This window comes from Pantoea sp. YR525 (assembly GCF_900116775.1).
Lineage (GTDB): Bacteria > Pseudomonadota > Gammaproteobacteria > Enterobacterales > Enterobacteriaceae > Pantoea > Pantoea symbiotica.
On record NZ_FPBU01000006.1, the window covers coordinates 227,821 to 254,683 of the forward strand.

26 protein-coding genes are annotated in these 26,863 nt (G+C 56.2%); 9 read left to right on the forward strand and 17 right to left on the reverse strand.

Going from position 1 to position 26,863, the window contains the following annotated elements:
* The first annotated feature begins 3 nt into the window (after positions 1 to 3).
* The 5 genes from BM323_RS14175 to BM323_RS14195 all read left to right on the forward strand — a co-directional run bounded on the left by BM323_RS14175 (position 4) and on the right by BM323_RS14195 (position 4,132).
* Positions 4 to 669, forward strand: coding sequence for a TetR/AcrR family transcriptional regulator (locus BM323_RS14175; RefSeq protein WP_008101920.1), 666 nt, complete (start codon positions 4 to 6; stop codon positions 667 to 669).
* A 460-nt stretch (positions 670 to 1,129) separates the two neighbouring features.
* Complete coding sequence (locus BM323_RS14180) at positions 1,130 to 1,696, forward strand: peroxiredoxin (RefSeq protein WP_008101921.1); 567 nt, start codon at positions 1,130 to 1,132, stop codon at positions 1,694 to 1,696.
* Between the two features lie 15 nt (positions 1,697 to 1,711).
* Positions 1,712 to 2,941, forward strand: a complete 1,230-nt coding sequence (locus BM323_RS14185) for a protein-disulfide reductase DsbD family protein (protein WP_091004002.1) — start codon at positions 1,712 to 1,714, stop codon at positions 2,939 to 2,941.
* Between the two features lie 17 nt (positions 2,942 to 2,958).
* Entirely contained in the window at positions 2,959 to 3,516 is a 558-nt protein-coding gene (locus BM323_RS14190; RefSeq protein WP_008101929.1) for a sigma-70 family RNA polymerase sigma factor, read from the forward strand.
* Positions 3,503 to 4,132 carry an NrsF family protein gene (locus tag BM323_RS14195; protein WP_008101931.1) on the forward strand — a complete coding sequence of 210 codons (630 nt, stop codon included), beginning with the start codon at positions 3,503 to 3,505 and terminating at the stop codon, positions 4,130 to 4,132. Before BM323_RS14190 ends, BM323_RS14195 begins: the two co-directional genes overlap by 14 nt.
* Positions 4,133 to 4,279: 147 nt before the next feature.
* Here BM323_RS14195 and yiaK read toward each other — a convergent pair whose 3' ends face one another.
* Complete coding sequence (gene yiaK, locus BM323_RS14200) at positions 4,280 to 5,299, reverse strand: 3-dehydro-L-gulonate 2-dehydrogenase (RefSeq protein WP_008101933.1); 1,020 nt, start codon at positions 5,297 to 5,299, stop codon at positions 4,280 to 4,282.
* Complete coding sequence (locus BM323_RS14205; RefSeq protein ID WP_008101935.1) at positions 5,280 to 6,845, reverse strand: MFS transporter; 1,566 nt, start codon at positions 6,843 to 6,845, stop codon at positions 5,280 to 5,282. The genes yiaK and BM323_RS14205 overlap by 20 nt, the downstream gene beginning before the upstream one ends.
* A gap of 292 nt (positions 6,846 to 7,137) precedes the next feature.
* Here BM323_RS14205 and yahO point away from each other — a divergent pair, with 292 nt between their 5' ends.
* Positions 7,138 to 7,407: a DUF1471 family periplasmic protein YahO gene (gene yahO / locus BM323_RS14210; protein ID WP_008101937.1), complete on the forward strand. Its 270-nt coding sequence runs from the start codon at positions 7,138 to 7,140 to the stop codon at positions 7,405 to 7,407.
* A 155-nt stretch (positions 7,408 to 7,562) separates the two neighbouring features.
* Here the strand turns inward: yahO and BM323_RS14215 are convergent, their stop codons facing one another.
* From BM323_RS14215 to BM323_RS14225, 3 genes are all read right to left on the reverse strand, one after another.
* Positions 7,563 to 8,699 (reverse strand): HlyD family secretion protein, encoded by a 1,137-nt coding sequence (locus tag BM323_RS14215; RefSeq protein ID WP_061719145.1) that lies wholly within the window; start codon positions 8,697 to 8,699, stop codon positions 7,563 to 7,565.
* Positions 8,700 to 8,702: 3 nt separating this feature from the next.
* The gene (locus tag BM323_RS14220; protein WP_008101941.1) at positions 8,703 to 9,017 is read right to left on the reverse strand and encodes a DUF3302 domain-containing protein; all 315 of its coding nucleotides are present in this window, start codon (positions 9,015 to 9,017) and stop codon (positions 8,703 to 8,705) included.
* Positions 9,018 to 9,486: 469 nt separating this feature from the next.
* Complete coding sequence (locus BM323_RS14225) at positions 9,487 to 10,554, reverse strand: SDR family oxidoreductase (RefSeq protein WP_008101943.1); 1,068 nt, start codon at positions 10,552 to 10,554, stop codon at positions 9,487 to 9,489.
* Positions 10,555 to 10,654: 100 nt separating this feature from the next.
* On the opposite strand from BM323_RS14225, the gene BM323_RS14230 reads away from it, so the two are divergent.
* A complete protein-coding gene (locus BM323_RS14230) occupies positions 10,655 to 11,557 on the forward strand; it encodes a LysR family transcriptional regulator (protein ID WP_091004005.1) in 903 nt (300 codons plus the stop codon).
* Between the two features lie 407 nt (positions 11,558 to 11,964).
* Here the strand turns inward: BM323_RS14230 and BM323_RS14240 are convergent, their stop codons facing one another.
* The 7 genes from BM323_RS14240 to BM323_RS14270 form a co-directional block, all read right to left on the reverse strand.
* Complete coding sequence (locus tag BM323_RS14240; RefSeq protein WP_008109365.1) at positions 11,965 to 12,615, reverse strand: methionine ABC transporter permease; 651 nt, start codon at positions 12,613 to 12,615, stop codon at positions 11,965 to 11,967.
* Positions 12,599 to 13,699: a methionine ABC transporter ATP-binding protein gene (locus BM323_RS14245; protein ID WP_008109368.1), complete on the reverse strand. Its 1,101-nt coding sequence runs from the start codon at positions 13,697 to 13,699 to the stop codon at positions 12,599 to 12,601. Before BM323_RS14245 ends, BM323_RS14240 begins: the two co-directional genes overlap by 17 nt.
* 2 nt (positions 13,700 to 13,701) lie before the next feature.
* The gene (locus BM323_RS14250; RefSeq protein ID WP_008109369.1) at positions 13,702 to 14,508 is read right to left on the reverse strand and encodes a MetQ/NlpA family ABC transporter substrate-binding protein; all 807 of its coding nucleotides are present in this window, start codon (positions 14,506 to 14,508) and stop codon (positions 13,702 to 13,704) included.
* Between the two features lie 20 nt (positions 14,509 to 14,528).
* Positions 14,529 to 15,890 carry an LLM class flavin-dependent oxidoreductase gene (locus BM323_RS14255; RefSeq protein ID WP_091004022.1) on the reverse strand — a complete coding sequence of 454 codons (1,362 nt, stop codon included), beginning with the start codon at positions 15,888 to 15,890 and terminating at the stop codon, positions 14,529 to 14,531.
* The gene (locus BM323_RS14260; RefSeq protein ID WP_008109371.1) at positions 15,887 to 17,089 is read right to left on the reverse strand and encodes an SfnB family sulfur acquisition oxidoreductase; all 1,203 of its coding nucleotides are present in this window, start codon (positions 17,087 to 17,089) and stop codon (positions 15,887 to 15,889) included. The genes BM323_RS14255 and BM323_RS14260 overlap by 4 nt, the downstream gene beginning before the upstream one ends.
* A gap of 9 nt (positions 17,090 to 17,098) precedes the next feature.
* Positions 17,099 to 18,304, reverse strand: coding sequence for an SfnB family sulfur acquisition oxidoreductase (locus tag BM323_RS14265; RefSeq protein ID WP_091004025.1), 1,206 nt, complete (start codon positions 18,302 to 18,304; stop codon positions 17,099 to 17,101).
* 365 nt (positions 18,305 to 18,669) lie between these two features.
* Positions 18,670 to 20,094, reverse strand: coding sequence for a hypothetical protein (locus tag BM323_RS14270; protein ID WP_008109373.1), 1,425 nt, complete (start codon positions 20,092 to 20,094; stop codon positions 18,670 to 18,672).
* 253 nt (positions 20,095 to 20,347) lie between these two features.
* Between BM323_RS14270 and BM323_RS14275 the strand changes: the two genes are divergently transcribed.
* Positions 20,348 to 21,742 (forward strand): amidase, encoded by a 1,395-nt coding sequence (locus tag BM323_RS14275; protein WP_008109374.1) that lies wholly within the window; start codon positions 20,348 to 20,350, stop codon positions 21,740 to 21,742.
* Between the two features lie 118 nt (positions 21,743 to 21,860).
* Positions 21,861 to 22,808: a helix-turn-helix domain-containing protein gene (locus BM323_RS14280; protein ID WP_008109375.1), complete on the forward strand. Its 948-nt coding sequence runs from the start codon at positions 21,861 to 21,863 to the stop codon at positions 22,806 to 22,808.
* Here the strand turns inward: BM323_RS14280 and BM323_RS14285 are convergent.
* The 5 genes from BM323_RS14285 to BM323_RS14305 all read right to left on the reverse strand — a co-directional run bounded on the left by BM323_RS14285 (position 22,797) and on the right by BM323_RS14305 (position 26,854).
* Positions 22,797 to 23,375: an ANTAR domain-containing response regulator gene (locus BM323_RS14285; protein ID WP_008109376.1), complete on the reverse strand. Its 579-nt coding sequence runs from the start codon at positions 23,373 to 23,375 to the stop codon at positions 22,797 to 22,799. The genes BM323_RS14280 and BM323_RS14285 overlap by 12 nt on opposite strands.
* A 153-nt stretch (positions 23,376 to 23,528) precedes the next feature.
* Positions 23,529 to 24,233, reverse strand: coding sequence for an ABC transporter ATP-binding protein (locus BM323_RS14290; protein ID WP_008109378.1), 705 nt, complete (start codon positions 24,231 to 24,233; stop codon positions 23,529 to 23,531).
* On the reverse strand, positions 24,226 to 24,957 hold the full coding sequence (locus BM323_RS14295; protein WP_008109380.1) for an ATP-binding cassette domain-containing protein: 732 nt from the start codon (positions 24,955 to 24,957) through the stop codon (positions 24,226 to 24,228). The genes BM323_RS14290 and BM323_RS14295 overlap by 8 nt, the downstream gene beginning before the upstream one ends.
* Positions 24,954 to 25,985 (reverse strand): branched-chain amino acid ABC transporter permease, encoded by a 1,032-nt coding sequence (locus BM323_RS14300; protein WP_008109382.1) that lies wholly within the window; start codon positions 25,983 to 25,985, stop codon positions 24,954 to 24,956. Before BM323_RS14300 ends, BM323_RS14295 begins: the two co-directional genes overlap by 4 nt.
* A complete protein-coding gene (locus BM323_RS14305) occupies positions 25,985 to 26,854 on the reverse strand; it encodes a branched-chain amino acid ABC transporter permease (protein WP_008109384.1) in 870 nt (289 codons plus the stop codon). Before BM323_RS14305 ends, BM323_RS14300 begins: the two co-directional genes overlap by 1 nt.
* Between the last annotated feature and the right edge of the window lie 9 nt (positions 26,855 to 26,863).

The following is a 26,863-nucleotide window of genomic DNA, read 5'->3' on the forward strand; positions in this document are numbered from 1 at the left end:
AAGATGACCGCACGAAAAGTCCCTGCTGACGAAATGGCCAACGCCGCCAAACCCCGCCGTCCTGGCCGTCCACGCGGTGGCGCGATCAACGTGCAACAGCGCGAACTGCTGCTCGACATCACCTTAGCGCTGTATGCCGAAAACGGCATCGGCGAAACCTCGCTCAACGCGATTGCGCGCAAAGCGGGCGTTAGTCCGGCGATGCTCAATTACTATTTTCAGTCGCGCGAATCGCTGCTGGATATCGTGGTTGAGGAGCGGTTTTTGCCATTACGCCAGCGGTTAGTGGCGCACTTTATGGATGATCCACGTGACCCTGTCACCACGTTCAGCGCTTTTATCCGCGAAGTGGCAGATATCGTCACCACGCACAACTGGTTCGCGCCGCTTTGGATGCAGGAAGTGATGCAAGGCGAAGGCGGATTAGGACAGCACATCAAAAAACGCTTTGGTCACGGCGAACGCGATCAGGTGAAAAAACTGATTGAAGGCTGGCAGCAGCAAGGATTACTCAACCCCGACCTGGAGCCGCAACTGCTGATGACCTCAATTCTGAGTTTGGTGCTGGTACCCTTCACCCGCTTTGCCAACGATCCCGCTTACCACCGCGAAATTATTGTGCAGCATACGTTGAGTTTGTTTTGCAAGGGCATTCAGCCCACTCCGTAGGGTCGCCATTCATGGCGGTATGCTCGTCAGTTGAGCGTCTTTCGGTCACCATAAATGGCGACCCTACAAAGGGTTGGTGCGTTTTTCGTAGGGTGCGCATTCATGCGCACCTGCATACATAGGCAAATTAATGCTTAACTGAGCGGCATTACGCCATGAATGGCGAACTGGAATTAAGCAAATTTATCCTCTGCAAAGGATAATCCCGACTTTCACTTCGACTCCAAATGAGAATAAGCAATGATTTACGGTCCACGCCAACTTACAAATCACGACAGGCTGATTCGCCAAAAAAACCAATGGATATAAAGTAATTGGCGAAAAAATTCGGCCTCAGCAATCCTCCCTGGCTCGCCTGCAAAAATAATTTTTCACCCCACCGAAACTTTCCTCCCTGCTCCAGCGAACTGAATTACTGAGACATCCAAATCGGAACTCCCATTCATCGCAGGAGCAGAAAATGAAACGCATCAAATCCCTCGTTTGTACCCTGACCATGACCGCCGCATTGGGTCTGTCCGCCTTCAACGCCGGTGCCGCATTGCCGGTGGGCGCGAAAGCACCGAACTTCGAACTACAGGGCGCGTTAGCTGGTAAGCCGTTGACCTTTTCACTGCAAAATGCCTTAAAGAAAGGCCCGGTGGTGCTCTATTTCTTCCCGGCAGCGTTTAGCGCAGGCTGCACCATTGAAGCACACGATTTCGCTGAAGCCACCGATAGCTTCGCCAAAATGGGCGCAACTGTGGTGGGTGTAACCGCCGGTAATACCGATCAGGTCAGTGATTTCTCCAAACTGGAGTGCCGCGATAAATTCACCGTCGCCGCCGATCCAGGCGCGAAAGTGGCGGCGCAGTATCAAACCACCATGCAAATGAAAGGCAAAACTTTGTCCGACCGTACTTCGTATGTGATCGCGCCCGATGGCAACATTCTGCTGAGTTACACTGACAGAAACCCGGACACGCACATTGAAAAAGCGATGGCCGCCGTTAAGCAATACGACGCTTCTCACCCGCAAACTAACTAAGCAAAGAGGCCAGCGATGTTAACCGCCATGCTGGCCGCCTTCATCGGCGGCATCATTCTGAACTTAATGCCCTGCGTGTTTCCGGTGATCTCGCTGAAAGCGCTCGGCCTGTTGCGCCATACCGATAACGCCGCCAGCGCGCGTCGTGAAGGAATGGGCTTTTTACTTGGCGTTGTGGTGACCATGATGGCGCTGGCGGGCATCCTGCTGGCGGCACGCGCCGGTGGCGCGGCGGTTGGCTGGGGTTTCCAGCTGCAATCGCCGCTGGTGATCGCCTTGCTGTCGCTGGTGATCCTCGCCGCCGCGCTTAATCTGCTCGGTGTATTTGAAGTTGGCTTATCGGTACAACGCGTTGGATCGGTTGACGTTGGTCGCGGTGCGTTTACACGCTCAGCGTTGACCGGTGCGCTGGCGATTATCGTCGCCACGCCGTGTGCCGCACCTTTTATGGCGAGCGCCATCGGTTATGCATTGGTGCAGCCACCTGCCGTCGCCTTAGTGATCTTCTTTGCGCTGGCCATCGGATTCGCCGCGCCGTTCACGCTGGTATCGCTATTCCCGGCGCTGGCTAAATTCCTGCCGCGTCCCGGCGCATGGATGGATGTGTTAAAACGCGGTCTGGCGTTCCCGATGTTTGGTGCTTACGCCTGGCTGGTGTGGGTGCTGGCGCAGCAAGCGGGAAGCGCGGCGCTGGCAACCTTACTGGCAGCCTCGGTGGTAGTGGCCTTCGCCGGCTGGCTATATGGCATGGCGCAACATCGCCACTTTGCCGGAAAAAGTCACAAGGTGCTGTATGCCGTCACTGCGGTACTGATCATCGCCGTAATCGCCCCGCTTCCTGGCCTTATCAAGCCCGGCGCAGGTCTGGCAGGCGATCAGCTGACGGCAGAAGTGACCAAAGCCAAATGGACGCCGCAGGCGGTTGAAGCGCAGCGCGGGCACGGTAAAGCGATCTTTGTCGATTTCACTGCGTCCTGGTGCATCACCTGTCAGGTGAATGAAAAAACCTCGCTCTCAACTCAGGCCGTGAAAGATGCCATCGCCAAAACAGGCACGCTGTACATGGTGGCAGATTCCACTAAATTTAATCCGGACGTGGATGACACCATGAGTGAGTTCGGTCAGGGCGGATTACCGATGTATCTGGTTTACCCTGCCGATGGCGGACCGCCGAAAGTGCTGCCGCAGGTGCTGACACCGAGTATTGTGGTGAACGCGCTGAACCAGGCGAGCAAGAAGGTGTAAGAACAACAAGGCGGATTATGCAAACAAGCGATAGCGCGCGCAAAAGTTGGCCCGCGCTAATGGAACAGGCGCAGGCGGGCGATCAGCTCGCCTACACCCGACTGCTGAAAGCGCTGGTGCCGGTGATTCGTGCGCAAACACGCAAACAGATCGCCGATAACGCACTGGTAGAAGATGTGATTCAGGATGTGCTACTGACGGTGCATCGGGTGCGTCACACCTATGATCCTGCCTACCCTTTTTTACCCTGGCTGATGGCGATTATCTCGGCGCGCGCCATTGATGCGCTGCGGCGACGTGGCCGCCATCAGCAGTGGGAAATTAACGACGACGCGATGCCGGAAGTGGCTAGCCCGCCCGACGCCCCGCAGCAGGACTCGCAGGAAGAGCTGGCCGGCTACCTGCGCCAGCTGCCCTCGCGTCAGCGCGACATTGTCGAACATGTTCATCTGCGCGAAATGAGCCTGACGGAAGCAGCCGCGCATAACAATCTGAGTGTTGCAGCGGTGAAATCGCTGTTGCACCGCGCGCTGACCAATCTGCGCCGTTTTGGAGCCAATCATGACCGATCATGACCTGTTAATTGAAAAACTCGGGCGCGAGATGCGGCCCGTCAAACCGCTGCGATCCACCGGCAGGCGTGTCTTCACCTGGCTGCTGCTGGCGTTACCTTGTGGCATCGCCGCCAGCTTCTTGGTGCAGCGCAGTTTCACCGACTGGGCGCAGCCCGGCGCGTTGCAAGCGATCCTGCAGCTGGTGCTGGCGTTTATTCTCGGCACGCTGGCGATCCGTAGCGCCTTCAATATGAGCATCGCCGGACGCCGCAGTATCAGCTGGAAAGCGCTGCTGCCGATTGGCTTGTTGTGGCTTGGCATGAGCATCAGCCAGATTCCCGGTGAGGTGCCGATCGAACATGACAACGACAGCGCGCGCTGCTTTACCTTTCTGCTGGTGGTGAGCACACCGATGATGGTGCTGATGATCGCCAGCCTGCGCCGCACCCGTGCATTGCATCCGGTGCGCAGCTTAGCGATGGCGGGCCTGGGTGTTTCCTGTATGGCAGTGACTCTGCTGGCGTTTTGCCATCCGGTGCATCTGCATCCGCTGGATTTTGTCATGCATCTGGCGGCGATAGTCACGATAGTGGCGATAACCGTGCTGGTGGGGAAACGTTGGGTGACGTTGCGTTAAATACGGATTAAAACGGGGAACGTAAAATCCCGGTGCTTGTTAGTTAAGCGTGAATCGGTCGCCATGAATGGCGACCCTACAATGGATTGGCGCGTTTTCCGTAGGGTGCGCATTCATGCGCACCTACATAAATATGCGAATTAATGCTTAACTGAGCGCCGCCAGTTGCTGGACGTCCTGCCAAACCCCATCATCAACCGGAATCCCTTCAACCCTATTACGCTCACGTGTCGCACGTTGGCGCTGACCGGGCCAAGTGACGTGATTGAACCCCTCCGCAACCTCAGATCCATTCACATACTGCTGAATAGTCTCAGCCAATTGATCGCTGAAATCTCTGCCGCTGAGTTGCGCCGGGTCGAAGACCATAAAGATCTGGCTGGCTCCGGTGCAACTGCCTTGCTGGATAGTGTCAATTTCGGCGGTACAACTTCCGCCTGAAAGTAGAGCGGCCAGCGCATCCAGCAAAATTGCCAAACCGGATCCTTTCCAGTAGCCCGTTGGCAGAATACGCATTGATTGCTCGATAGGCGCAGGATCGCTGGTCAAGTTACCCTGCTGATCAAATCCGCCGGGATACGGCAGCTGCTCCCCGTTCAAACGCGTTACCTGCAGCTTGCCATATGAATACTGCGACATCGCCATATCCAGCACCAGCGGCCCTTGCTTCCCGGGTACAGCCATCACAAACGGATTATTGCCGAGTCGGGTATTTTTACCGCCCCACGCAGGCATGCAAGATTCGGTGTTGGTCCAGCAAATTGCGGCCATTCCCTGTTCAGCCGCACGCCATCCATAGGTGCCACCCCGCATCCAATGCGTCGTGTTACGCATCGCTACCAGCCCCATGCCATGTTCACGCGCTAACTCAGTCGCGCGGTCAACGGCCAGAATGGCATTGGTAATGCCCGGCCCGCGCTGCCCGTCCCACACTTCCATCACGGCCAAACTCTTGACGCGTTCCGGCACGGCGTTCGCATCAACCCAACCTTTCTTCAAATAATCAACGAAGCGTGCGACCCGATTCAGGCCATGCGACGGAATGCCGTCGCAGCTGGTTTCGGTATGAATTCGCGCGCATAACGCCGCTTGTTTCGCCCCTAGTCCAGCGTTTAATAACGCCTGCTCAATCGTAGACTGCATAGTTTCAAAGGTGATGCGTGTCATGTTGCTGGTTTCCTTTAGCAGTAAGATTTTCTGCGCGTGGATCGATGCGCTTCATAATGTCGTTTTTTCCCCATAAACTGGCCCACGGCCAGCCGGTTAGTCTTTCTGCGACCGCGCGCGTTTCGGCGGAGGCTTCGGCGGGATTTCCGCCCGCATGGCGGCGCTGAATCTCAGCAATCAACAACGCGTGATTGTGGCGGTTCAAACTAAAACCACGGGCGCTAAAAAGCCCTACAGTCAGGAAAATTAGCGCACCAATGCCGAATACCAGCGCGATGCCGTGAATGGCTTCGGGAGGCTGACTTACTGCGCCTTTACCCGCAAAACCATAGGATTGCAGTACCAGCCCGACAATAAATAGCGCTACTGCCTGCACAGCTTTGCGCACGAAGGTCATCACGCCAGCAAAGATGCCTTCACGACGCTGGCCGGTTAGCATTTCATCGACGTCCGGAATAAAGCTGTAGATATTCCAGCACACGTACTGGGTACCTGATCGCCCCATTCCCATAACAATCGCTGCGCCCCAAACCATCCACATCTCCGCGCTAATGCCAAACGCATAGAAGCTGATGAACAGCGCCACGCTGATGAGCATCAAATACTGCGCAAGCTTGTAGGCCGCGCCATTACCAATGTGAATACAGAAAGGGATCCAGGCAGCGATGCAGAAGAATTGCACCACCGACATAAAGGTCATGCTGTTGGCGGCATCAATGGCGCTGTGACCCAGCACAAAAATGATGTAATACGCCAACACTGCGCCAAGCACATCAAGCGCCACATAAGCCCCGAGATACATGCCAACGTGTTGACGGAAGGTGCGCACCTGGAAAGTTGAGAGCAGCGATCGGAACAGCGCTTTCATGTCACGTTTGAACTCAACCGGCGCGGGCTTCTCGGTGATCTCGATGGCGCGTTCCCAAGTGAAGAAGTAGAGCCCAAAAATTACGATGGCGAACAGCGTGGCAAAGATAACTGCCATATACAGGAACGAGGAGGAGGCGTTATCACCCAGCACAGCAATAATTGCGCCCGGCAGCCAGGCGGCAAGAATGCCGGCTCCCATTGAGAAAAACATGCGCACGCCAGTCAGACGTGAGCGCACGTGGAAATCGTGAGCCATTTCCGCCGCAAGGGTTTCGTAAGGCACGATGACCAGCGTGTAGCAGGCATAGAAAAGGATGTAAGTAGCGAGATAATAGGCGAATCCCATGTCGCTGACCCACATGATGATGTAACTGAAAAACACCAAAGGTGCGCCAATCAGGAAGAAAAAGCCGCGACGACCGAAACGCTGCCCAAGCCGGTTGCGCCAGAAGTTGTCGGTTACGTAGCCCATCAGCGGATCAAAAAATGCATCTAGCAAGCGCGCAAAAGCAATAACTGCACCTGCTTCTGCCGGGCTTAACCCGCCATAGGTGGTGTAGAAATACATCAGCCACAGGCCAAGAATCGTAAAACTTCCGCCACCAAAAACATCGCCGCCGCCATAGGCCAGCATGTTTCTTAATTTGATAGGTTTCTCTTCCGAACGGTTAATCATCAGCAGCACCTTGTCAGGAGTTATGTCTTAAGGATTGACCTTTGATTAACTGCCATACAAGAATGTTTCTGGTATTTTGTGATGGCTAACAAAAATTCAGCTGATGAATACGGCTAAATTGTGACCGCAGAGACGTTTCGAAAATTCTAATGAATATGCAGGGTGACGTTGAAATGGATACGAATTATGGGGCCAATAAAAAACGTAATGAGTTGCTTCAGGTTGTAAATGTTTCGCTTCTAAACTATACAATAATAGCAACTCATCTTTTTTCTCTAACCCAAGGATCAGTATGAAAAAGTTAATGTTAGGCTTAGTCGTAAGCGCTTTATCATTCAGCTCATTTGCCGCGCAACTGATGACCAAGGTCGAGTTTGAAAAAGTAAAAGATCAGTATGTCGAGGTTGGCAACATTTCCACCTCAGGAGAAATGGATGCTGCAAGTGCAAAAGAAGAGCTGTCTAAAATGGCAGATGAGAAAGGCGGCGATATTTATATCGTGACGTCCGCGAATACCAATAACAAAATTTATGGTACTGCAATCGTCTACAAGAAAAAGTAATTTTAATACTGCCTCAGCATGAATATGACTTATGCTGAGGCAGTCCTTTTTAAATCCAATAACCTTACCTACGTCCTCCGCCAAATCACGTAGGGTCGCCATTCATGGCGACCGATGCAAGCTTGACTAACAAGCATTAAATAATATCTGTTTTATTAATGGTCAAGATAGAGATAATGAACCCAGCTGGTCATGCGTAACAAAACCTTACGCATTACTGAAACATGCGAAAAGTGATCGGAATAAACAGCAACCTGCGCAAAAATACCATCCGGCAATGCATCGACTGCCGCATCAGGATCCAATTCAACCACTGCCAGCACGCCATCCGAACCGGGATCAATCGTCAAAGATTGCAAGGTTCCCTGAGCCTGATAAGTACCGCCCGAAACCACCGGAATAATTCTCAGCAGTTTTGCGCTGAATACTTGCCCCGGCAGCGCATTAAATACCACTTCCGCTTCATCACCGGGCGTTAGACGCAACAACGAATTTTGTCGAAACTGGGCAATAACCTGACGCTTCTGTTCGGGTATAAAAATCATCACTGGGCGCAGTGGCAATGAAGATGCGAAAGAACCGGGACGAATTAACACCTGCGTTACGTATCCATCACTCGGCGCACGAATAATCGTTTGATCAAGGTTATATTGCGCCTCTGCTAATTGGGCTCTGAGGCTGACAATCTGTGATTGCTCGCCGCCGACCATGCTATCCAACTGGCTTTTTATCTGCCTTTGCTCAGCAACCGAGCCTTTTACCAAAGCATCCTGCGCGAGATAGTTTTGCCTTGCATCATCAATATCCTGTTCAGAAAATGGATTTACGCGGGCTTTACTGCCGGAAAGATAACGCTGATAGTTTTTGTATAGCCGGTCTCTTTCCGCACTCACATTTGAGGTATTCGCCAGGGATTCCTCTAATTGTCCACGTAATACCTGAATATTATGGATGGCAGTGACGAGGTCAGCATTCAACCTGTCGACGCGCGCCTTAAACAAGGTTTGATCAAGGCGGAAAAGCATATCCCCTTTCTTAATCCGCATATTTTGTTTGTCAGTGACTTCGGTGACAATACCGGTCACTTGCGGTGTCACAGGGATGGCGATAACGGCTTTTTGTGCCAGCGAAGTATAGGGATGATTATAATTCATTAACAATATCAGACCGCTGACCAGCACAATACCACCTAATGCTGCTGTTGGGACTGTCCATTTATTTACCGGTATTCTGAATATTTTGAAAACGGCCCATGCCAGGGCGACATAGGTCAATATAATCAGTAAGTCCATATGTCACCCCTTAGGAGAATCCCGGTCTGCCGTCACTTTTTGTTCCAACGCCGTTATACGTTGTTCCAGTGACGCGTTCCTACCTTCCATTCCCCAGCCTCGATCTGGCCGGTAAAGCGTGGCCCAAATCCATAAGAATGGCCATAAGACGTGGAGTGTAAACAGGCTAACCCAACCCGCGACGTGTATTGCATCTGCGTGTGGATGATTACGTGATTTTGCAATGAGATAAGGGATATCGTGGAGCACAATTATCCCGTAAAAGATGACAAGAAAAACAAACACCAAAACCCCAAGTGCAAAGTAGTTAAGAAACATACCAGCCTCGAATTTAAAAGATGCGTAGGATTAATATAGACCGCATTATTTTTCCTGAACATTTAATTAGAAAAATAAATTATTCAGCGCTCAAAATAAATAGCAGGCTATAGATTTAACGTGTACAAGATAATTTATATTGTACAACTTAAACTGCAAAGGTGAGGATAGTGATGATAGGAATAAAATCAGTTGAATGAGCATGTTAATGAATAAAAAATCATTAATTACTTATAGGAATATAAACTAATCACAGGCAGGATGTGACTTACATTATTTATATTTTTACCTCAACGCTTTTAGCGCAGGCTTTGCGATCAATACCGGATGTTATGTATATAGGTGCGCATGAATGCGCACCCTACGAAAACGCGCCAAACCTTCGTAGGGTCGCCATTCATGGCGACCGTTTTACGCTTAACTGACGTGCATTAGGCCCGGCAATCCGCCCTTTTCTTTCAGCATAACCTTACTGCGGGATCACCTTCTCCGCTTTCAAACGATCAAACAGCTGAGTGAATGAATCCAGCGTTGAACGATAACCGGTGAAGCCCGCTTTGCAGCTCTTGCTCATGTCGGTGAAGGCTTCCATCGGACGGCCCAAATCTGCGTCGGTGTGCCACCAGGATGCCAGTTTAGTGATATCGGCCTCACGCAACTGATAACGCGCCGCCACTTCGCGCCACGCTTCAGCAGCATCCTGCATGCGACCTTCCAGCGGCATCATCTGCGCCGGATACGCTGCCGCTTCTACGCCAAAATAGGCCGCCAGACGTGGCCACAGCCAGTTCCAGCGGAACACATCGCCGTTCACCGCATTGAAGTCCTGATTGGCCGCTTCTGCCGCCGTTGCGGCCCACAGCAGCTGTTCCGCCAGTAAACCGGCATCGGTGACATCGGAAACACCATTCCACTGCTCGGGCGAACCTGGGAAAATAAACGGCAAACCTTGCTCGCGGCACAGCGTGGCGTACACCGCCAGCGTCTGGCCCATATTCATCGCGTTACCCAGCGCAAAACCGACGATGGAGTGCGGGCGGTGCACGCTCCAGCGATAGCCATATTTCTCCGCACCGGCAAACACTTCGTCTTCCTGCGCGTAATAGAAGTTATCGACCGGCTGACGTCCCTGCTCTTCGCGGAATGGCGTCACCGGCACTGCGCCTTTGCCATAGGCTTCGAACGGGCCGAGATAATGCTTCAGGCCGGTCACCAGCGCCACGTGCGATCCGTTCAAACGCTCGCCCAGCGCTTCAATCACGTTACGCACCATCGCGCCATTCACGCGGATATTCTCTTTCTCATTTTCCTGGCGCGACCAGACGCTAAAGAACAACGCATCCGGCTTCTCTTGCGCCAGCGCAGCACGCACCGCGTCGGCATCTGTCAGATCGGCGGTCAAGCTGCGGCAACCTTCCGGCACTGCGCCACGTCCGCGTGATAAACCGCTCACCTGCCAACCTTCGCGCTGCAATTTTTCTGCCAGCGCACGTCCAATCACGCCGCTGATGCCAACAATCAATGCCTGCTTTTGCATTTCAATTCTCCTCAGTTTCAGTAATGATGAGTTTAATAGAGAATTTAATTCCCATCTCTGGCATTAATTCACGGCATTCACAACCTGAGTTCACGAATCCATGCACAATCAGCGCCTGAAAGATATCGTTCCCTTTGTTGCCAGCGTCGAGAGCGGCAGCTTTGCCGCCGCCGCTGAGCGCTTGCATCTCACCGGTTCGGCAGTAAGCAAAAGCGTCACGCGGCTGGAAACCCGTCTCGGCTCGCGGCTGCTGGAGCGCACCACCCGCAGCCTGAAACTCACCGATGCCGGTAACGCCTATTACCAAACCTGCTTACGCATTATGGAGGAGCTGGCAGAAGCCGAAGCGGTGCTGGCGGCGCAGCGCACCATTCCTTCCGGACGTTTACGCTTAGCGGTGCCGAATACTTATGGTCGTCTTGGCGTGATGCCGCTGCTGATTCCGTTTTGTCGCCAGCATCCGGATGTGGAGCTCAATCTGACGTTTTCGGATCGCTTTATCGATCTGTTTGATGAAGGGATTGATGTTGCGGTGCGCATTGGTGGCTCGCCGGATCTGCCCGCCTCGCTGGGCTGTCGCCAGATGGGCCGCGAACGCATGGTGTTTTGCGCGTCACCCGATTATCTGGCGCGCGTGGGTCGACCCAGTAGCGAAGCCGAATTGTTGCAGCATCAGGCGATCATGTATGAACGCGTGGATGGCAGCACCAAGCCGTGGCTGTTTACTACGGAAGATGGCTATCCGCACTGGCGCAACCTGCCGCACCGCATGGCGCTGGGTGATGTGGATTCGCAAATGCAGGCGCTGTGTGCCGGATTGGGCGTGGCGCAGATGCCATCGTGGCTGGTACGTGAACCGCTGGCGCGCGGCGAGCTGGAGATTATTCTGCCCGAGCAACAGCCGGACGGTTTGGCCTTAACGCTGATCTGGCCGCGCCGCAAGCAGCTGCTACCGAAAGTGGATGCGCTGCTGGCAGCGTTGGAGGGATTACAGATCCGTTAGATTCCAAACGCGCTTTAAGGTCGCCATGAATGGCGCCCCTACGGGATTTGTAGCGATGGTGAGTCAGGAAAATGCATAGTCGCTGCAGCGCGGGTGTTGAGGCGACATCCTAACCCGCTGAGCGAATGAGGGATTCCAGGGCGAGCCGCATGGATGCGGCGAGAGGTGGCGCTGAGCAGGAGCGAATCGACACCGGTCCGTCAGGAATCGTGAATGAGTGAAGGTACCGCGCAGCGGCGGGTTGGGCTGGCGCAGGGCCCGGGAGTGCAGAGGGCGCGGCCAGGCGCCCTCTGCTCGGTCGCCGCACCAGGGTACTGCAACTGCCTCAGCAAATGGCGAACGAAAGTCGCTCTGCGCTTAACTGAGCGGCATTATGCCATTCATGGCGACCTAGCCAAACACCGCACCTAACGGTGATTCAACCTGCGCGACAAACTGTCGCCAAAAAACTGCAGCACTGTCACCAACGCCACCAGCACCACAATCACCGTCAGCATCACCTGCATATCAAAACGCTGATAACCGTAGCGATACGCCAAATCCCCCAACCCGCCCGCGCCAATCGCGCCCGCCATTGCCGAGGCGTTAATCATCGTCACCAGCGTAATGGTAAATCCGCTGACAATGCCGGGCCGCGCTTCGGGCAGCAGCACATGCCAGATAATATGCCAGCGATGGAAACCCATCGCCTGCGCCGCTTCGGTCAGCCCTTTATCCACTTCGCGCAGGCTCACCTCGGCGATGCGCGCGAAGAACGGCGTCGCAGCCAATGTCAGCGGCACCACTGCCGCCCACACGCCGTAGGTAGTCCCGACGATCCAGCGAGTAAATGGAATCAGCGCCACCATCAGAATCAAAAACGGGATCGAGCGGAACAGGTTCACCACCCAGCCCAGCACGCGATTCAGCAGCGGGCTGGGGAACAGATCGCCGCGTCCGGTTACCACCAGAATCACCGCCATCGGTAATCCGAGCGCTAGCGCCAGCAGCGACGACACGCCGACCATCAGCAACGTATCCAGCAGCCCAATCCACAAACGATCAATAGCCAGTGACATAGCCCGGTATCTCCAGTTGGTCCGCAATCGGGGTTAACCGCTTCCGCGCGGCGTCCGCGTCATGCTGTGCATCGAGCAGCAGCAACATTTGCCCGGTCGGTTTGCTATCCACCCACTCCACCGCGCTATAAATAAGCGTCAGCTCCCCGCCAACCCGCGCACTCAGCGCCGCCAAATCCGGCTGCGCGCCTTGCCCGGTGTAGCGTAAACGCACCAGCAAGCGTGAATCGCCACGCTGACGCGTCGGCGTCAGCAGCGGTTGAATGGCTTCCGGCAGCGCACTGAACTGCGGATTAAGCAGCTGTCGCGTAGTCTCTTGCTGCGGATCGCTATACACCTGCCACACCGGCCCACGCTCAATGATTTCGCCCTGATCGATCACCGCCACCTGATGACAGAGATCGTGCACCACATCCATTTCATGGGTAATCAGCACGATGGTGATGTGCCGCTGTTGATTGATCTTCTTCAGCAGCGCCAGAATCGAACGCGTGGTTTCCGGATCGAGCGCCGACGTGGCTTCATCACACAGCAGCAGTTCCGGATCGTGCACCAGCGCGCGCGCAATGCCGACGCGCTGCTTCTGCCCGCCGGATAGCTGCGCAGGCCAGGCGTGCTGGCGCTGCTCAAGGCCCACCAGCGCCAGCAGTTCATCCACTTTGCGCCGCCGCTGCGCCACAGGAACGCCTGCCACTTTCATCGGCAGCTCAATGTTTTCCCGCACCGTTTTTGCCGATAGCAAATTGAAGTGCTGGAAAATCATGCCGGTACCGCGTCGCCAATCCACCAGTTGACGATCGCTCAGCGTGCCGAGATCGATCCCGTCAATCACCACCTGACCGCGAGTGGGATTTTCCAGCCGATTGAGGCAGCGAATCAGCGTGGATTTACCCGCGCCGCTGCGCCCAATGATGCCGAAAATCTCACCGCGCTTAACCTGCAGATCCACCTCCTTCAGCGCGTCCTGAGTTTGTCCGGGATAGCGTTTACTCAGGCCTCGAATCTGCACGTGGATTTTCCCTGCCGTCTCAGCCGTCGGTGACAGCAGCGCATCGCGCTCGCCGGGTAGCGTCAGGCTCACCATGCTTACTGGCTCCAGCCCGGCTGATACAGCTTGCCGTAGAAGTCATCAAGTTTGGCGCGCACCACCGGCGAATGTTGATAGATATCAACGAACTTCGCCAGGCGCGGATCGTTCTGATGACCGTCGCGGATCACGAACTGAATCACGTATTCCGGATGCTCAAGGCCATCAAACAGCAGCGCACTGTTCGGATCGATGGTCTTCGACAGACGCAGATAGTGTGGATAACCCTGCGCTAAATCGACTTCATCCAGCGAACGCGACAGCTGCACCGCCTCCACTTCAATAATCTTCAGATGCTTCGGATTGCTGACGATGTCATCCACGGTGGATTTGAGGCCCGCGCCCGGTTTCAAGGTAATCAGCCTGGCTTTTTGCAACAGCAGCAGGCCGCGCGCACCGTTAATCGGATCGTTGGCAATCGCCACCGTGCCGCCATCGGGAATCTGGTCAATCGCGGTATGTTTCTTCGAATAGAGACCGATGTTATTGATGATCGCTGGCGCGAACGGCACCAGATGGAATCCGCCCTGCTGATTGGCGTTCTCAAGGAACGGTTTGTGCTGGAACAGGTTCACATCGATATCACCGTTTTCCACGCTGACGTTCGGCGCGGTCCAGTCGGTGAATTCCACCAGCTCAACGTTTAACCCTTGTTTCTTCGCCTCGGCAACCGCGGTTTCCAGCGGCGGTGCAAAGGCGGCGGTAGTGCCGACTTTCAACGGACCGCTGTAGTTTTCGGCGGCGACGGCGCTAAACGCCAGCAGTGCGACGCTGGCAGCCAGCGCAAAATGACGAGCAATGTTCATATCAGATCCCTGAGGTTAAATTAACGAAGGTTAACGCCGTCGCGCCAGCGCGCCGCCGGATGGCGATCGGGCAAGCGGTCCTGCTGTTGAAAAATTTTCTGCCGTAGCGAACCGGGCTGATACGCGGTCTTGAAGCGGCCGCGCTGCTGTAATTCCGGCACCACCAGATCGATAAAATCGCGGTAGCTCTGTGGATTGAGGATGCGCGTCAGGTTAAAGCCGTCGATATCACCTTCATCAATCCACGTAATCAACGCATCGGCGACCTGGCTCGGATTGCCGACGATCAGCGGATAGCGGCTGCCCATCGCGTGCTGCTCCAGCAAACGGCGGCGCGTCCAGCCGCTGAAGGCTTTGCTCACTGATTCAATGGCACGCGTGTCGCCGGTTTGAATCGGCTCATCCAGTTCGAACGCCGCCAGATCCAGGCCAATCGAGCTGGAGAAGTGCGCGATACCGGCTTCAGGGCTGGCGTATTCGAGGTAGCTTTTATGCTTCTCCTGCGCTTCGCGTTCGGTGGGCGCGACAATCACGCTGACGCCCATAAAGATGCGCAGATCGTCAGGATGGCGTCCGGCCGCCACCGCCGCCTGGCGCAGGCGCGTTGATTGCTCGCGCATCGCTGCCGGTGACGCGGCATTGACAAAGCTGCACTCGGCGTGACGTCCGGCGAACTGCACGCCGCGCGCCGATGAACCGGCCTGGAACAGCAGCGGCGTACGCTGCGGTGACGGGCTGCTCAGGTGATAACCTTGCACCTGATAAAACTCGCCCTGATGATTGATTTGATGGATTTTGCTGGCATCGGCGTAGCGCCGAGGGGCTTTATCCTGCACCAGCGCATCATCCTGCCAACTGCCTTCCCATAACTTGTAGGTGACATCGAGAAACTCATCGGCCTGATCGTAGCGGCGGTCGTGCGCCAGCAGCTGTTGCTGGCCCATGGCACGCGCGGCGCTATCGAGATAACCGGTGACGATGTTCCAGCCGATGCGCCCTTTGGTCAGGTGATCGAGCGTGGAAAGGCGGCGTGCAAACGGATATGGCGCTTCATAACTCAGATTGGCGGTGACGCCAAAACCCAGATGCTGCGTGACACTGGCCATGCCGGAAATCAACATCAGCGGATCGTTGACCGGCAGCTGAATCGACTCTTTAGCGGTCAGGCCAATGCCTTGCTGATAGACGTCATACACGCCGAGAATGTCGGCGATAAACAGCCCATCAAACAGCCCGCGCTCCAGCAAGCGAGCCAGATCCAGCCAGTAATCCAGCGAGTTGAAATCTACCGAACGATCCTGCGGATGCGTCCACATACCGTGATGAATATGCCCAACGCAGTTCATATTGAAGGCGTTAAGCAGAATCTGTTTTTGACTCATATCGTCCCCCGACGCGGTGGCAACACACCATTCAGCAGATAGTTGCCGATTGCCGGATATTTCCAGCGCACCGGATCGTGCAAGGTGTGGGTGCGCGCATTGCGCCAATGGCGGTCGAAGTTGTGTTCGCGCAGGCTGGAACGCGATCCGCCGAGTTCAAACAGCAGATTGCTGGCCTCCAGCGACACTTCCGTGGTCCAGGCGCGCGCCTTCGCGACTTCCACCGACGCCAGCGCTACGTTTTCGGCGCTGGGATCGCGCTGCGCCACGTCAACCGCATCACCGGCAATCGCCAGCAGCGCATCGCCCGCACTCAGACGTGCGGCCAGACGACCGGTGCGATCGAGCGTCAACGGATCGTCGCTGGCACGATCCACACCGCTGTCCGGCCACGGTCGCGCGCGTTGACGCAGGAAATCGAGCATGTCATCAAACGCCGCCCGCGCGATGCCCTGATCGATAGCCGCATGCATAATCTGCGCAAAGGGCCCAACGGTGCTCGGACGCTCAAATGCCGTCTGGAACGGCACCACATCTTCCGGCGCAATGGCTACGTCACGGAACTGCACGCTGCCGCTGCCGGTGGTGCGCTGACCAAAACCGCTCCAGTCATCAATCACGTTAACGCCGTGCTGATGGCGCGGTACAAACACCAGTTGCTCTTTGCCGTCATCGGCAATCGCCAGCGTCGGAATACGGTCGGCATACAGCGCGCCGGTGCAGTAAAACTTGTTGCCGTTGAGGCGCAATCCTTCCGCCTGCTGCGAAACCGCCGTAGAACGTTGATGTGCGGCAGGCGAACTGAATTCCGCCAGCGCATTGCCGTGATGCACGCCATCCAGCACTTCGGCGTAGAGCCGCTTTTTCTGCGCCTCGCTGCCGTTGATGCGCAACACTTCCAGCGCGTAAAAATGGTTCTGCGGCACCTGACCAATCGAACCGTCGGCGGCGCTCAAAAGCACGAAAATCTCTGCCAGTTCGGCGGTAGAAATCTCAATGCCGCCAAAGTCACGCGGCACGGTGATGGCACCGAGCCCGGATTGAAACAGCTGCTGCAATTCAGCGTGCGGCAGTTCACGTTCGCGGTCGCGCTGGGCAGAACCAGCACGAAAACGTTCCGCCAGCTCCTGCGCGACCTGCAACGCCTGCTGGGCATGAGTGATGCGCGTCGCGCGCTGTTTGGGCGATACCTGCGTCATGGTTGCTCCTTAAATCCACGCATGACGCGCAGGCAGCGCATCATTGAGGTAATAGTTGCCGATGGCGTGGGTTTTCCAGCGCACCGGATCGTGCAGCGTGTGGGTGCGTGCATTACGCCAGTGACGATCAAGTCCGTGGCGCAGCAAGGTGCCGCGGCTGCCGCCCCATTCCAGCAGTTTCTCGCTGGCACGCAGCGCCACTTCCGTGGTGAGCACTTTAGCTTCCGCTACCGCAATCGAGGCGCGCGCGCAGTTTTCGGCGGTCAGCGCCTGCTGATCGATGCTGTCTAGCACGCGGGCCGCACGCGTCAGCAGTGCGTTGGCGGCGCTCAGTTCGGTGCTGATGCGGCCCACATCGGCGAGGATGTAGGGATCGTCGGCATTGCGGCTCACATTGGCATCCACCCAAGGTCGCGAGCTGCTGCGCACAAACTCCAGCGCCTCATCCAGCGCGCCTTGCGCAATGCCCGCATCAATCGCCGCCTGAATCAGCTGGGAAACCGCACCGCGCAGCGTCGGTTTTTCGGCTGCGGGCAGCGACATTAATAATGCCGGATCTACCGCAACATGCTGCAGTTTCACCGTGCCGCTGGCGGTGGTGCGCTGGCCGATACCGGACCAGTCATCAACAATCTCCAAGCCCGATGCTGGCAGCGGAATAAAGGCCATCTTCGGCTGCTGATCGTGCATTGCGGTGGTAACCAGAATGTCGGCGAACAACGCGCCAGTGGAGTAGAACTTCTCGCCGGTGAGCTGCAGGCCCTGTGACGTTGTCACCAGCTGCGCCTGCACATCACGCGTGTGTTTGGTGTTTTTCTCCGGCCCGCCATTGCCAAGACGCTTGCCCTGCACCACCGCGCTCAGCAGTTGCTGCTGTTGCGCCGCTGAACCTTCGCCGAGGATGAACTGAATCAGGCCAAAGTGGTTTTGCGGAATCTGCCCCAGCGACGGATCGCTGGCGGAGATCAGACGAAACACCTCGGCCATGGTTTGGTACGACAAACCTGCACCACCAAATTCGCGTGGCACACTGATGCTGCCAAGGCCCAACGCGGTGAATTGGTTGAGCAGCGCGATCGGATAGATGCGTTGCTGATCGCGTTCGACTGCGCCGCCTTTCGCCTGCTCGGCCAAATGGCGTGCGGCGGCGATGGCTTGTTCATCGCTGTTTATTACCGCCGCGCGGTTAATAATCTCGTCACTGTTTTGCGTCATAGCTGATTTCACTTTTACTGCACAGCGAAGTGTAAGCCTGCACTGAAAAACTCAGCAGGCCGTGGAATGAATAACGGATTGAAAGCGATGATAATCAGCGGGGTTAAAACAAGTAAATAGCGCGGTTATGCTATATCCGGCAATGCGTTGCCATTATTAAGCTATGGATTTAATCAAGCACAACAACAGGCTAGCGGCGGCGCTGCGGGCAATTATCGAGTATAAAAAAGCGGCGTGTAATTCTTAAGATCAAATAACGCAATAAAAATTTAAATAATGCATATAACGTAGGGTCGCCATTTATGGCGACCCTACGGCATTGTGCGGAATTTTATTAGGTCGCCATTAATGGCGACCCTACGATTTTATATTTGTGCATCAAACTGCGCGGCGGCGAAACTGCGGGTGAATTCGTTTTTCGCGCTGTGCGGGATCTGCACGCTATCGATCAACTTCGCCAGCTGATAGGTTTGCACCGTCTCATTTTGCGTCAGCTGCTGGGAATAATTCGCGGTCAAATCGCCTTTCTTATTCTGCGTCACCGATGTCTGGCTACGCTCTTCGTCATCAATCAAATGGTACTTATAGTTTTGCGACGACTTCTGTTCGGTCAATTTCACCGCCGAGGCAGAATCCAGCGCGGTGTGGAAGCTGGCCTTCAGTTTAAACAGCGTTTGCTGGGTCAAATCCTGGGTATCGCCATGCGTCTGCGCAGCGGTTTTTTGCGCCACGTTAAGTGAGAAGGTGTCTTGCTCTTCCGGCTTATACGGATTTCCGGAAACCGGCGTCTGCTGATACGTAGCCGAGAAGTCCGCCAGCCCGCTGATCGCGCCGTTCTTCGCCGCATTGGCATCAATCGACTTCACGCGCTGGGTATTGATGCTTTCCGCCGCTTTACCTTCGGTGGTGTTGAGCGCGCGGAAGCTGTCTTTAAACAGCGCCAGCATGTCACTATCGCCATGGCCGCGCGAAGCTGCCTGATCGAATTTGCTGCTCCACTGATCCAGTGCCGCCGCCTGCTGCACCGCGCTGCCCGCTTGCGTCAGTTTCGACATATCAGTATCAAGTTTGATGCTGACATCGCCGTTATGGAAACCAAGCCAGCGCTCCTGATCGTCAGCATGCAGATTCAGAGATTGCGTGACGTTATTGCCATTCCGCAGATCGGTCTTCAAATCGACGCTTTTCAGCACTGAACTATCAAACTTCATCAGATCGCTGATATCGAGCTTGGTGGTGCTGCCATCCAGACCATCCAGCGCCTTCTGCAAGCCCGCAGACAGTTGCCCCATCGCCGCCGCTTCATCGTTGCTCAACTGGCCGCCACTGGTTTTTAGCTCCACCACCAAGCCGCCCTGCTGACGCGTCATCTGCAAACTCACCTGCACGCCAGATTGCGTGGTGATGGTCAGTGCCAACGCGCTTTGGCTGCTGCTCTTTGCGCCGCTCACCGCTTCGGTCGCTGGCACGCTCAAGGTTACGTCGCCGCGATTGCTGGCCAGATTGCTCAGTAAGGTGCTGCCGAGACCGTTCATGCCGACGCCGCTGGCATGTGCGGCACCGTTGAGCTGCGCTTGCAGGCTGCTGGTGACATCGACGGAACTTTTGACCTGCGCGGGTTCGATTTTATAGATAGCGGCGATGGCGTCACTCGCCTCGCTGAAGGTGACTTTGGTGGACGCTTGCGCCGTCAGGGCGTTTTGCGCGGATTTGTTGTTTACCGCTGGCGTCACCACCGCATTCGATGCGATTAAATTTCTCAGTACGCTGCTGCCAATCCCATTTAGCATGAAAATAATCCTCGTTGTGTACTATTCCTGAGTGTTATCGGCGTATTAGTGAGCAGCTTTAGTCACGTTTACATTATTCGGTCGCCATAAATGGCGACCCTACTGTAGGGGCGCCATTCATGGCGACCTTCTCACCACAACTGCCCAACCTGTCATTCCAGACATAACATCTGTCCGCCTAAACACAGCCGCACTTCACGCAGTGACTTACGTTATTCATCAACACATCTCTCAATCACGAGGTAAGGTCACGATGAATAACCTGCATTACAAAAGCTTGCTGGAAATTGGCCGCTTGATTCAGTCGGGCGAAATCTCTTCGGTAGAGGTCACACAAACCCTGCTGACGCGCATCGATACGCTCGATCGCGACTTACACAGCTACTTCTACGTGATGCGCGACAGTGCGCTGCAACAGGCGGCTGAAGCCGACGCCGAAATTGCCCAAGGCAAAATGCGCGGCCCGCTACACGGCGTACCGATTGCGCTCAAAGATCTGATCTGGACCAAAGATGCACCCACCAGCCACGGCATGATCATCCACAAAGATCGTTACCCAACTGAAGACTCTACCGTGGTGGAGCGCTTCCGCGCGGCAGGTGCGGTGATTCTCGGCAAGCTGACGCAAACCGAAAGCGCCTTCGCCGATCACCATCCCGACATCGCCCGCCCGAATAATCCGTGGGGCAGCGCGCTGTGGACCGGCGTCTCCTCCAGCGGCTCCGGCGTCGCCACCGCCGCAGGTTTATGCTTCGGCTCGATTGGCACCGATACCGGCGGTTCGATTCGTTTTCCCTCCAACGCCAACGGCCTGACCGGCATTAAACCGACGTGGAGCCGCGTCACGCGTCACGGTGCCTGTGAACTGGCGGCATCACTGGATCATATCGGCCCGATGGCACGTAACGCCGCCGATGCCGCCGCCATGTTGCAGGCGATTGCCGGTCGCGATGACAAAGATCCCACCTCCAGCAGCGAGCCGGTGCCCGATTATCTGGCGTTGATGACGCGCGGCATCAGCAAGATGCGCATTGGCGTAGATAAAAGCTGGGCACTGGAGAAAGTCGACGAGGAAACCCGCGCGGCGCTGCAATCGGCAATTGCCACCTTGAGTTCGCTCGGCGCGACGCTGGTGGATATCACCTTGCCCGATACCGAAAAAGCCGCCGCCGAGTGGAGCGCACTCTGCGCCGTGGAAACTGCGCTGGCGCATGAAGACACTTATCCAGCGCAGAAAGATCAATACGGTCCCGGCCTCGCTGGCCTGTTGGATCTTGGTCACAGCATCACCGCGCTGGAGTATCAGCGCTTGCTGCTCAGCCGTGCAGCGCTGCGCGGCGATATCTCCGCGCTCTTTACTCAGGTTGATCTGATTCTGGCACCGGCCACCGCGTATGCCGGATTGACCTGGGACACCATGACCCGTTTTGGTACTGATCAGGCACTGTTTAACGGCGTGCTGCGCTATACCAGTGCATTCGACGCCAGCGGACATCCCACCATCACCTTGCCGTGCGGTAAAACCGCCAGCGGCGCGCCGATTGGCTTCCAGCTGGTCGCGGCACATTTCGCCGAAACCACCATGATTCAGGGCGCGTGGGCCTTCCAGCAGGTCACCGACTGGCACAAACAGCATCCTGCGTTGTAAATCCGCCGCCTTCACCGCCCCGACTCCAACGGGGCGGTCATTTCACCCGCTCATGGCCTGAAACTTGCTTTAACTCCCTGACTTCCGCCCTTTTTCGCCATGTTTAGGGGATGCTGATATGAAAGAGCTTTTCACCACCGACGATCTCGATAACCGCCATCGCTTCGATGCCTGGCGTGATGCGGTGTGCTCGCGTCTGATCAAAGCCGAAGCGCGCCAGATGCACTCCGGCACCTTTTCCGGCAGCTTTGCCTATTCGATGCTCGGTCACATGGATATTGCCAATCACGTTTCCCACACCGCGCTGATGTGGCAACGCACACCGCAGTGTATCCGCCGCCATCCTAATCACGATTTCTATCTGGGCTACGTTTGCGCGGGCAGCGGCACGCTGCGGCAGAATGGCAACCAATCACGCGTCAGCGCGGGAGACGTGGTGATTTACGATGCCGCGACGCCGTTTGATTTTGCCATGGAGAATGTGGCGATCAATATCGTGCATCTGCCACGTCACATTATGGAGAAGGAAGCGCCTGCCACCGCCAAACTGGCGGGCAAAACGCTGGACCTTACGCGCCCTGGCATGGCTTCGCTCAAGCTGCTTTTACAGGAAGCGTTCGTGTTCAATCCCGAGCGCGAGAACCCATTTCTGGCCGAGCAGTTTGCCAATACGCTGCTGAATATGATTTCGGTGAGCGTCAATTTGCAGCACAGCGAAGAGGCGCTGAAGCCGGATCTGTATTCGCGCGTGGTGAGTTTTCTGCGCCACAATCTGCAGGAGCCGGAGCTGTCGGTGGCGCAGATCGCCAATGCGCATCACGTCTCACCGCGCACCATCAGCCGGGTGTTTGCCGCCCACGGCACCACGCCGATGAACTTCCTCTGGCAAGAACGTTTACAGGCGTGTCATCGCATTCTCGCCGAAGGCAAAGCGCGCAATATCACCCAGGTGGCGTTGGATCACGGCTTCAGCGATATGTCGCACTTCAGCCTGGCGTTCCGCAAAACCTTTGGTTACACGCCCAGCAGCCTGTTAAGGCAGCCGGACGCGCCGCTACTTTTGTAACGTGGTGATCACGCGCTCGGCGGTGTATTCCATGCTGCTGCGCGTGTTCATCGCTTCGCTGCGCATCAAGCGATACGCCCCCGATTCATCCAACCCGAAGGTTTGCATCAGCACGCCTTTGGCCTGCGCCAACCTTTCCCCGCGCGCTTTACGCGCCTGCTGCACCGCACGCAACCGCTGGTGATGACGCACGGTTTGTAGCGTGCCGATCATCTGCACAATCAAGGCAAACGGATTCAGTTCACGCTCGGCGATGGCATTGGGTTGAAGTTGCAGCAGCAGCGGAAACAGCCGCGCGTTGTGGCTATCCGCCAGTGCGATGATGGGAAGATCCCTTTCGCGCGCGCTGTTAAACAGAGTGGATAAAGGCTGCTGCTGATGCACATCGATCGCCAGCAGCAGCAGCTGCGCATCCGCAGGAATTGATGCAGCAGGCGGCCAGCTGTGCTGCGCGTGACAGCCCAACTGCGTCAGCGAGGCGCAAAACGCGCGCACGCTCTGTGAATCAGGATGGAAAATATGCAGCCGGACACCAGAAAGCATTGCCAGTAATGATTGTTCAGTCATGGTTCACCCTATGCGCATCCCGAATGAGGAAGCCTCACAGTAAGCGAGCGGCTGAATCCGTGCTTTGCTGATGCTGCCGGGTGCTGTGTCAGGGCGGACAAGGATGCGGAGCGGTTTTGTAGGGTGCGCATTCATGCGCACCTTGAATGATGCTCAAACATGAAACCCCAAAAACTGCTCTGCCACGCTGGCACTCGACTGGGTTTTCGGATCGATCCTTTGCACAATCTGCCCCTTTTCAATCACATGAATCTGGTCAGAGAGCGCATAGAGAAACTCAATATCTTGCTCCACCAGAATGATCGAAATATCCATCTCGTGGCGCAGGCGCCGCAACGTCTCGATGATCTCCTCGCAGATATTCGGCTGAATCCCTTCCGTTGGCTCATCCAGCAGCACCAGCTGCGGCTGGCCGCACAGGCAACGCGCCAATGCCAGCAACTGCTGCTCGCCGCCCGATAGCGCACCGCCCGGCTGCGCCAGCAGGCGTTTCAGGCGCGGAAAATATTCCAGCATCTGCTCGATAATCTGCCCGGCGCGGGAGAAGTGTTTCACGCAGCCCATACGCAGATTCTCCTCCACCGTCAGCTGCGGGAAAATCTGTCGTCCTTGCGGTACAAAACCGATGCCCGCCACCGCCCGCTGATGCGCCTGATAACCGGTAATATCGATACCGTTCAGCGCGATGCGGCCTTGCCAGGCTGGCAGTTCGCCCATAATGGTGCGTAGCAGCGTGGTTTTGCCCATGCCGTTGCGGCCCAGCACGCCGGTGAACGACTTTGCGCCGACAAACAGCTCGGATAAGTTCAGCACCGGAATCTTGTTGTAGCCCGAAACCATCTCTTTTATTTCAAGCATGTTTAATCTCCAGATTGCCGAGATACGCCTCTTTCACCAGCGGATTTTGCGTCACCTCGCGGAAGCTGCCTTCCGCCAGCACCGCGCCCTGGTTAAACACCGTCACCTGCTGCGCAATCATGCTGATGAACTCCATATCGTGCTCCACCACTACCACCGTGCTCTGCTGATTGATCGCCTTGATCAGCTGCGCGGTTTTGCGCACTTCCTGATGCGTCATGCCCGCCGCCGGTTCATCCAGCAGCACCAGCTGCGGTTTGGAGATCAGGATCATCCCCAGTTCCACCCATTGCCGCTGACCATGCGCTAACTCAGAGAGCACCGCATGCTGCAGATCGATCAAACCGATATCCTCCAGCACCTGTTCAATCGCCGCTGGCAGCGCCGCTTTCGCCAGCTTATTTGCCGCTGCCTGCCACAGATTTTCCCCCACGCTTAAACCTTCGAACACGCTCGGTACCTGGGTTTTAATGCCAATCCCCAAACGCGCGATCTCCCACGGTCGTTTGCCGGAGATCACCTGTTCGCGATAGCGACACTCGCCGCGCGTCGGCGTCACCTGGCCGCTCAGCATCTTGAAGAAGGTGCTTTTGCCTGCGCCGTTGGGGCCAATCAGGCAGCGCAACTCACCTTCACGTAAGGTGAAATCCACCTCTTTCACCGCATGTACGCCGCCAAAACTGACGCCCATTTTGCGGGTTTCCAATAACACGTTGGTCGTCATTGTTTCACCTCCCTGACCTGCGCGCGGCTGGCGGGCGCGGCGGCATGACGCTTGCGCCGCCACAGGCGCTGCAGCGTCGGCAAAATACCGCCCGGAATCAGCAACACAAACACCGCCAGGATTACGCCGAGCACTAAATTGACATCCACGGTTTGCTGCGCGCCCAGCCGCGTCACCATCCACTGCAGCAGCACGCAGCTGATCACCGGGCCAAGTAGCGTGCCGCGTCCACCGACAATCACCCAGATGATGATCTGCGCCGACTGGCTGATGCTGAACACGCCGGGACTGACAAACGCGCCCCAATTCACGTACAAACAGCCCGCCAGTCCGGCAATCGCCGCGCCGATGGCAAAGGTCGCCAGCTTGTGCGCCGGCACGTTGTAGCCGAGCAAGCCGGCGCGCTGTTCGTTCTCGCGAATCGCCACCACAGTTTTGCCAAAGCGGCTCAGCAGCACGAACTTCAGCAAGGCGTAGCAGAGAGCAAGACAACCGGCAGTGACCATAAAGATCGCCTCGGGCGATAAAATGGCATCCGGCTGGAACGGCAGGTTGAGGGTTGGCACCGAGGGAATGCCGTTAAAGCCGCCCAACAGCGCTTCGCCGATGTGATATTCGCTGCCGGAGGTGGAGTTGACCCAGTTAAACAGCACCAGACTCACCGCCAGCGTGATCGCGCCGAGATAGACATCGCTGACGCCGCCATAAAAAATCACGTAGCCGAGCAGCAGCGAAAACAGCGTCGGCAGCAGCACCGCCATCACCACTGCCCACGTCGAATCGCCCCAGTTGATGGCGCAAATCGCATAGGTATAAGCGCCTAAACCAAAAAACGCCGCCTGGCCGAAGCACAGGATGCCGCCGTAACCCCAGATAAATGCCAGGCTGAGCGACAACAAGCCCATCACCAGAAACACCGTCAGTGACAGCAAGGTGTAGAGCTCAATCGCGCCTGACAGCCACAGCGCCACCAGCACCATCGCCAGTGAAGTGACGACAATCTGGATCTTTTCCGAGAACAGTTTCATTACAGCGATCTCCTGAAGAAGCGCCCGGTGATGCCCTGCGGCAGCAAGCGCAGCAGCACAATGGCGCTCAGCAACAGCGCAACTGCACCAAACACCGGCGTGGAGAAGTAGGTCACCAGCTGCGAAATGGTGCCGAACAGCGTGGAGGCGGAGAGCGTACCGGCGATGATGGCGCTGCCACCGCCAATCACCGTGATAAAGGCTTTGGCAATAAAGCTGACGCCAATCGTCGGGATCACGCCGGTAATCGGCGCTAACAGCGCGCCACCCAAACCCGACAGCGCCGCGCCCAAGCCAAACGTCAGGCTATAGATCTTGCCCGGATTGCTGCCGAGCGCCGCCGCCATTCGCGCATTCTGCATGGTGGCGCGCGCACACAAACCTAAGGTGGTAAAGCGCAGCAGCAGCCACAGCGCGCCGAGCAAGCCGACCGCAAACACAATCATGAACAGCGAATAACCGCTGGTGCCGTAATTGCCGATACTAACGCTGGGCAGCGGTGAACTGATACCCAGCGTGGTGTTGCCGAACAGCATGGTGGCGGCACCGATCAACGCCAGACTCAGCCCCCATGTCGCCAGCATGGTGTCGATCATCCGCCCGTACAGATGACGGATAATCACGCGCTCAATCACCGCGCCAAACACGCCCACGGTGAGCGGCGCGATCACCAGCATTGAGATCCAGATCGGCACACCCCACTGATTGGTAGCCAGAATGGCGCTGTAGCCGCCCAGCATCATGAATTCGCCGTGCGCCATATTGACGATTTTCATCATGCCGAACACCACCGCCAACCCAACGCTCATGATCACCAGCACGGCGATGGCATTGAGCACTTCAATGGCGTAGATAATGAACAGATCCATAGCGGCTCC

Coding starts and splice junctions, on each gene's coding strand:
- BM323_RS14175 (WP_008101920.1), top strand. CDS start 4: ATGACCGCACGAAAAGTCCCTGCTGACGAAATGGCCAACGCCGCCAAA.
- BM323_RS14180 (WP_008101921.1), top strand. CDS start 1,130: ATGAAACGCATCAAATCCCTCGTTTGTACCCTGACCATGACCGCCGCA.
- BM323_RS14185 (WP_091004002.1), top strand. CDS start 1,712: ATGTTAACCGCCATGCTGGCCGCCTTCATCGGCGGCATCATTCTGAAC.
- BM323_RS14190 (WP_008101929.1), top strand. CDS start 2,959: ATGCAAACAAGCGATAGCGCGCGCAAAAGTTGGCCCGCGCTAATGGAA.
- BM323_RS14195 (WP_008101931.1), top strand. CDS start 3,503: ATGACCGATCATGACCTGTTAATTGAAAAACTCGGGCGCGAGATGCGG.
- yiaK (WP_008101933.1), bottom strand. CDS start 5,299: ATGACACGCATCACCTTTGAAACTATGCAGTCTACGATTGAGCAGGCG.
- BM323_RS14205 (WP_008101935.1), bottom strand. CDS start 6,845: ATGATTAACCGTTCGGAAGAGAAACCTATCAAATTAAGAAACATGCTG.
- yahO (WP_008101937.1), top strand. CDS start 7,138: ATGAAAAAGTTAATGTTAGGCTTAGTCGTAAGCGCTTTATCATTCAGC.
- BM323_RS14215 (WP_061719145.1), bottom strand. CDS start 8,699: ATGGACTTACTGATTATATTGACCTATGTCGCCCTGGCATGGGCCGTT.
- BM323_RS14220 (WP_008101941.1), bottom strand. CDS start 9,017: ATGTTTCTTAACTACTTTGCACTTGGGGTTTTGGTGTTTGTTTTTCTT.
- BM323_RS14225 (WP_008101943.1), bottom strand. CDS start 10,554: ATGCAAAAGCAGGCATTGATTGTTGGCATCAGCGGCGTGATTGGACGT.
- BM323_RS14230 (WP_091004005.1), top strand. CDS start 10,655: ATGCACAATCAGCGCCTGAAAGATATCGTTCCCTTTGTTGCCAGCGTC.
- BM323_RS14240 (WP_008109365.1), bottom strand. CDS start 12,615: ATGTCACTGGCTATTGATCGTTTGTGGATTGGGCTGCTGGATACGTTG.
- BM323_RS14245 (WP_008109368.1), bottom strand. CDS start 13,699: ATGGTGAGCCTGACGCTACCCGGCGAGCGCGATGCGCTGCTGTCACCG.
- BM323_RS14250 (WP_008109369.1), bottom strand. CDS start 14,508: ATGAACATTGCTCGTCATTTTGCGCTGGCTGCCAGCGTCGCACTGCTG.
- BM323_RS14255 (WP_091004022.1), bottom strand. CDS start 15,890: ATGAGTCAAAAACAGATTCTGCTTAACGCCTTCAATATGAACTGCGTT.
- BM323_RS14260 (WP_008109371.1), bottom strand. CDS start 17,089: ATGACGCAGGTATCGCCCAAACAGCGCGCGACGCGCATCACTCATGCC.
- BM323_RS14265 (WP_091004025.1), bottom strand. CDS start 18,304: ATGACGCAAAACAGTGACGAGATTATTAACCGCGCGGCGGTAATAAAC.
- BM323_RS14270 (WP_008109373.1), bottom strand. CDS start 20,094: ATGCTAAATGGGATTGGCAGCAGCGTACTGAGAAATTTAATCGCATCG.
- BM323_RS14275 (WP_008109374.1), top strand. CDS start 20,348: ATGAATAACCTGCATTACAAAAGCTTGCTGGAAATTGGCCGCTTGATT.
- BM323_RS14280 (WP_008109375.1), top strand. CDS start 21,861: ATGAAAGAGCTTTTCACCACCGACGATCTCGATAACCGCCATCGCTTC.
- BM323_RS14285 (WP_008109376.1), bottom strand. CDS start 23,375: ATGACTGAACAATCATTACTGGCAATGCTTTCTGGTGTCCGGCTGCAT.
- BM323_RS14290 (WP_008109378.1), bottom strand. CDS start 24,233: ATGCTTGAAATAAAAGAGATGGTTTCGGGCTACAACAAGATTCCGGTG.
- BM323_RS14295 (WP_008109380.1), bottom strand. CDS start 24,957: ATGACGACCAACGTGTTATTGGAAACCCGCAAAATGGGCGTCAGTTTT.
- BM323_RS14300 (WP_008109382.1), bottom strand. CDS start 25,985: ATGAAACTGTTCTCGGAAAAGATCCAGATTGTCGTCACTTCACTGGCG.
- BM323_RS14305 (WP_008109384.1), bottom strand. CDS start 26,854: ATGGATCTGTTCATTATCTACGCCATTGAAGTGCTCAATGCCATCGCC.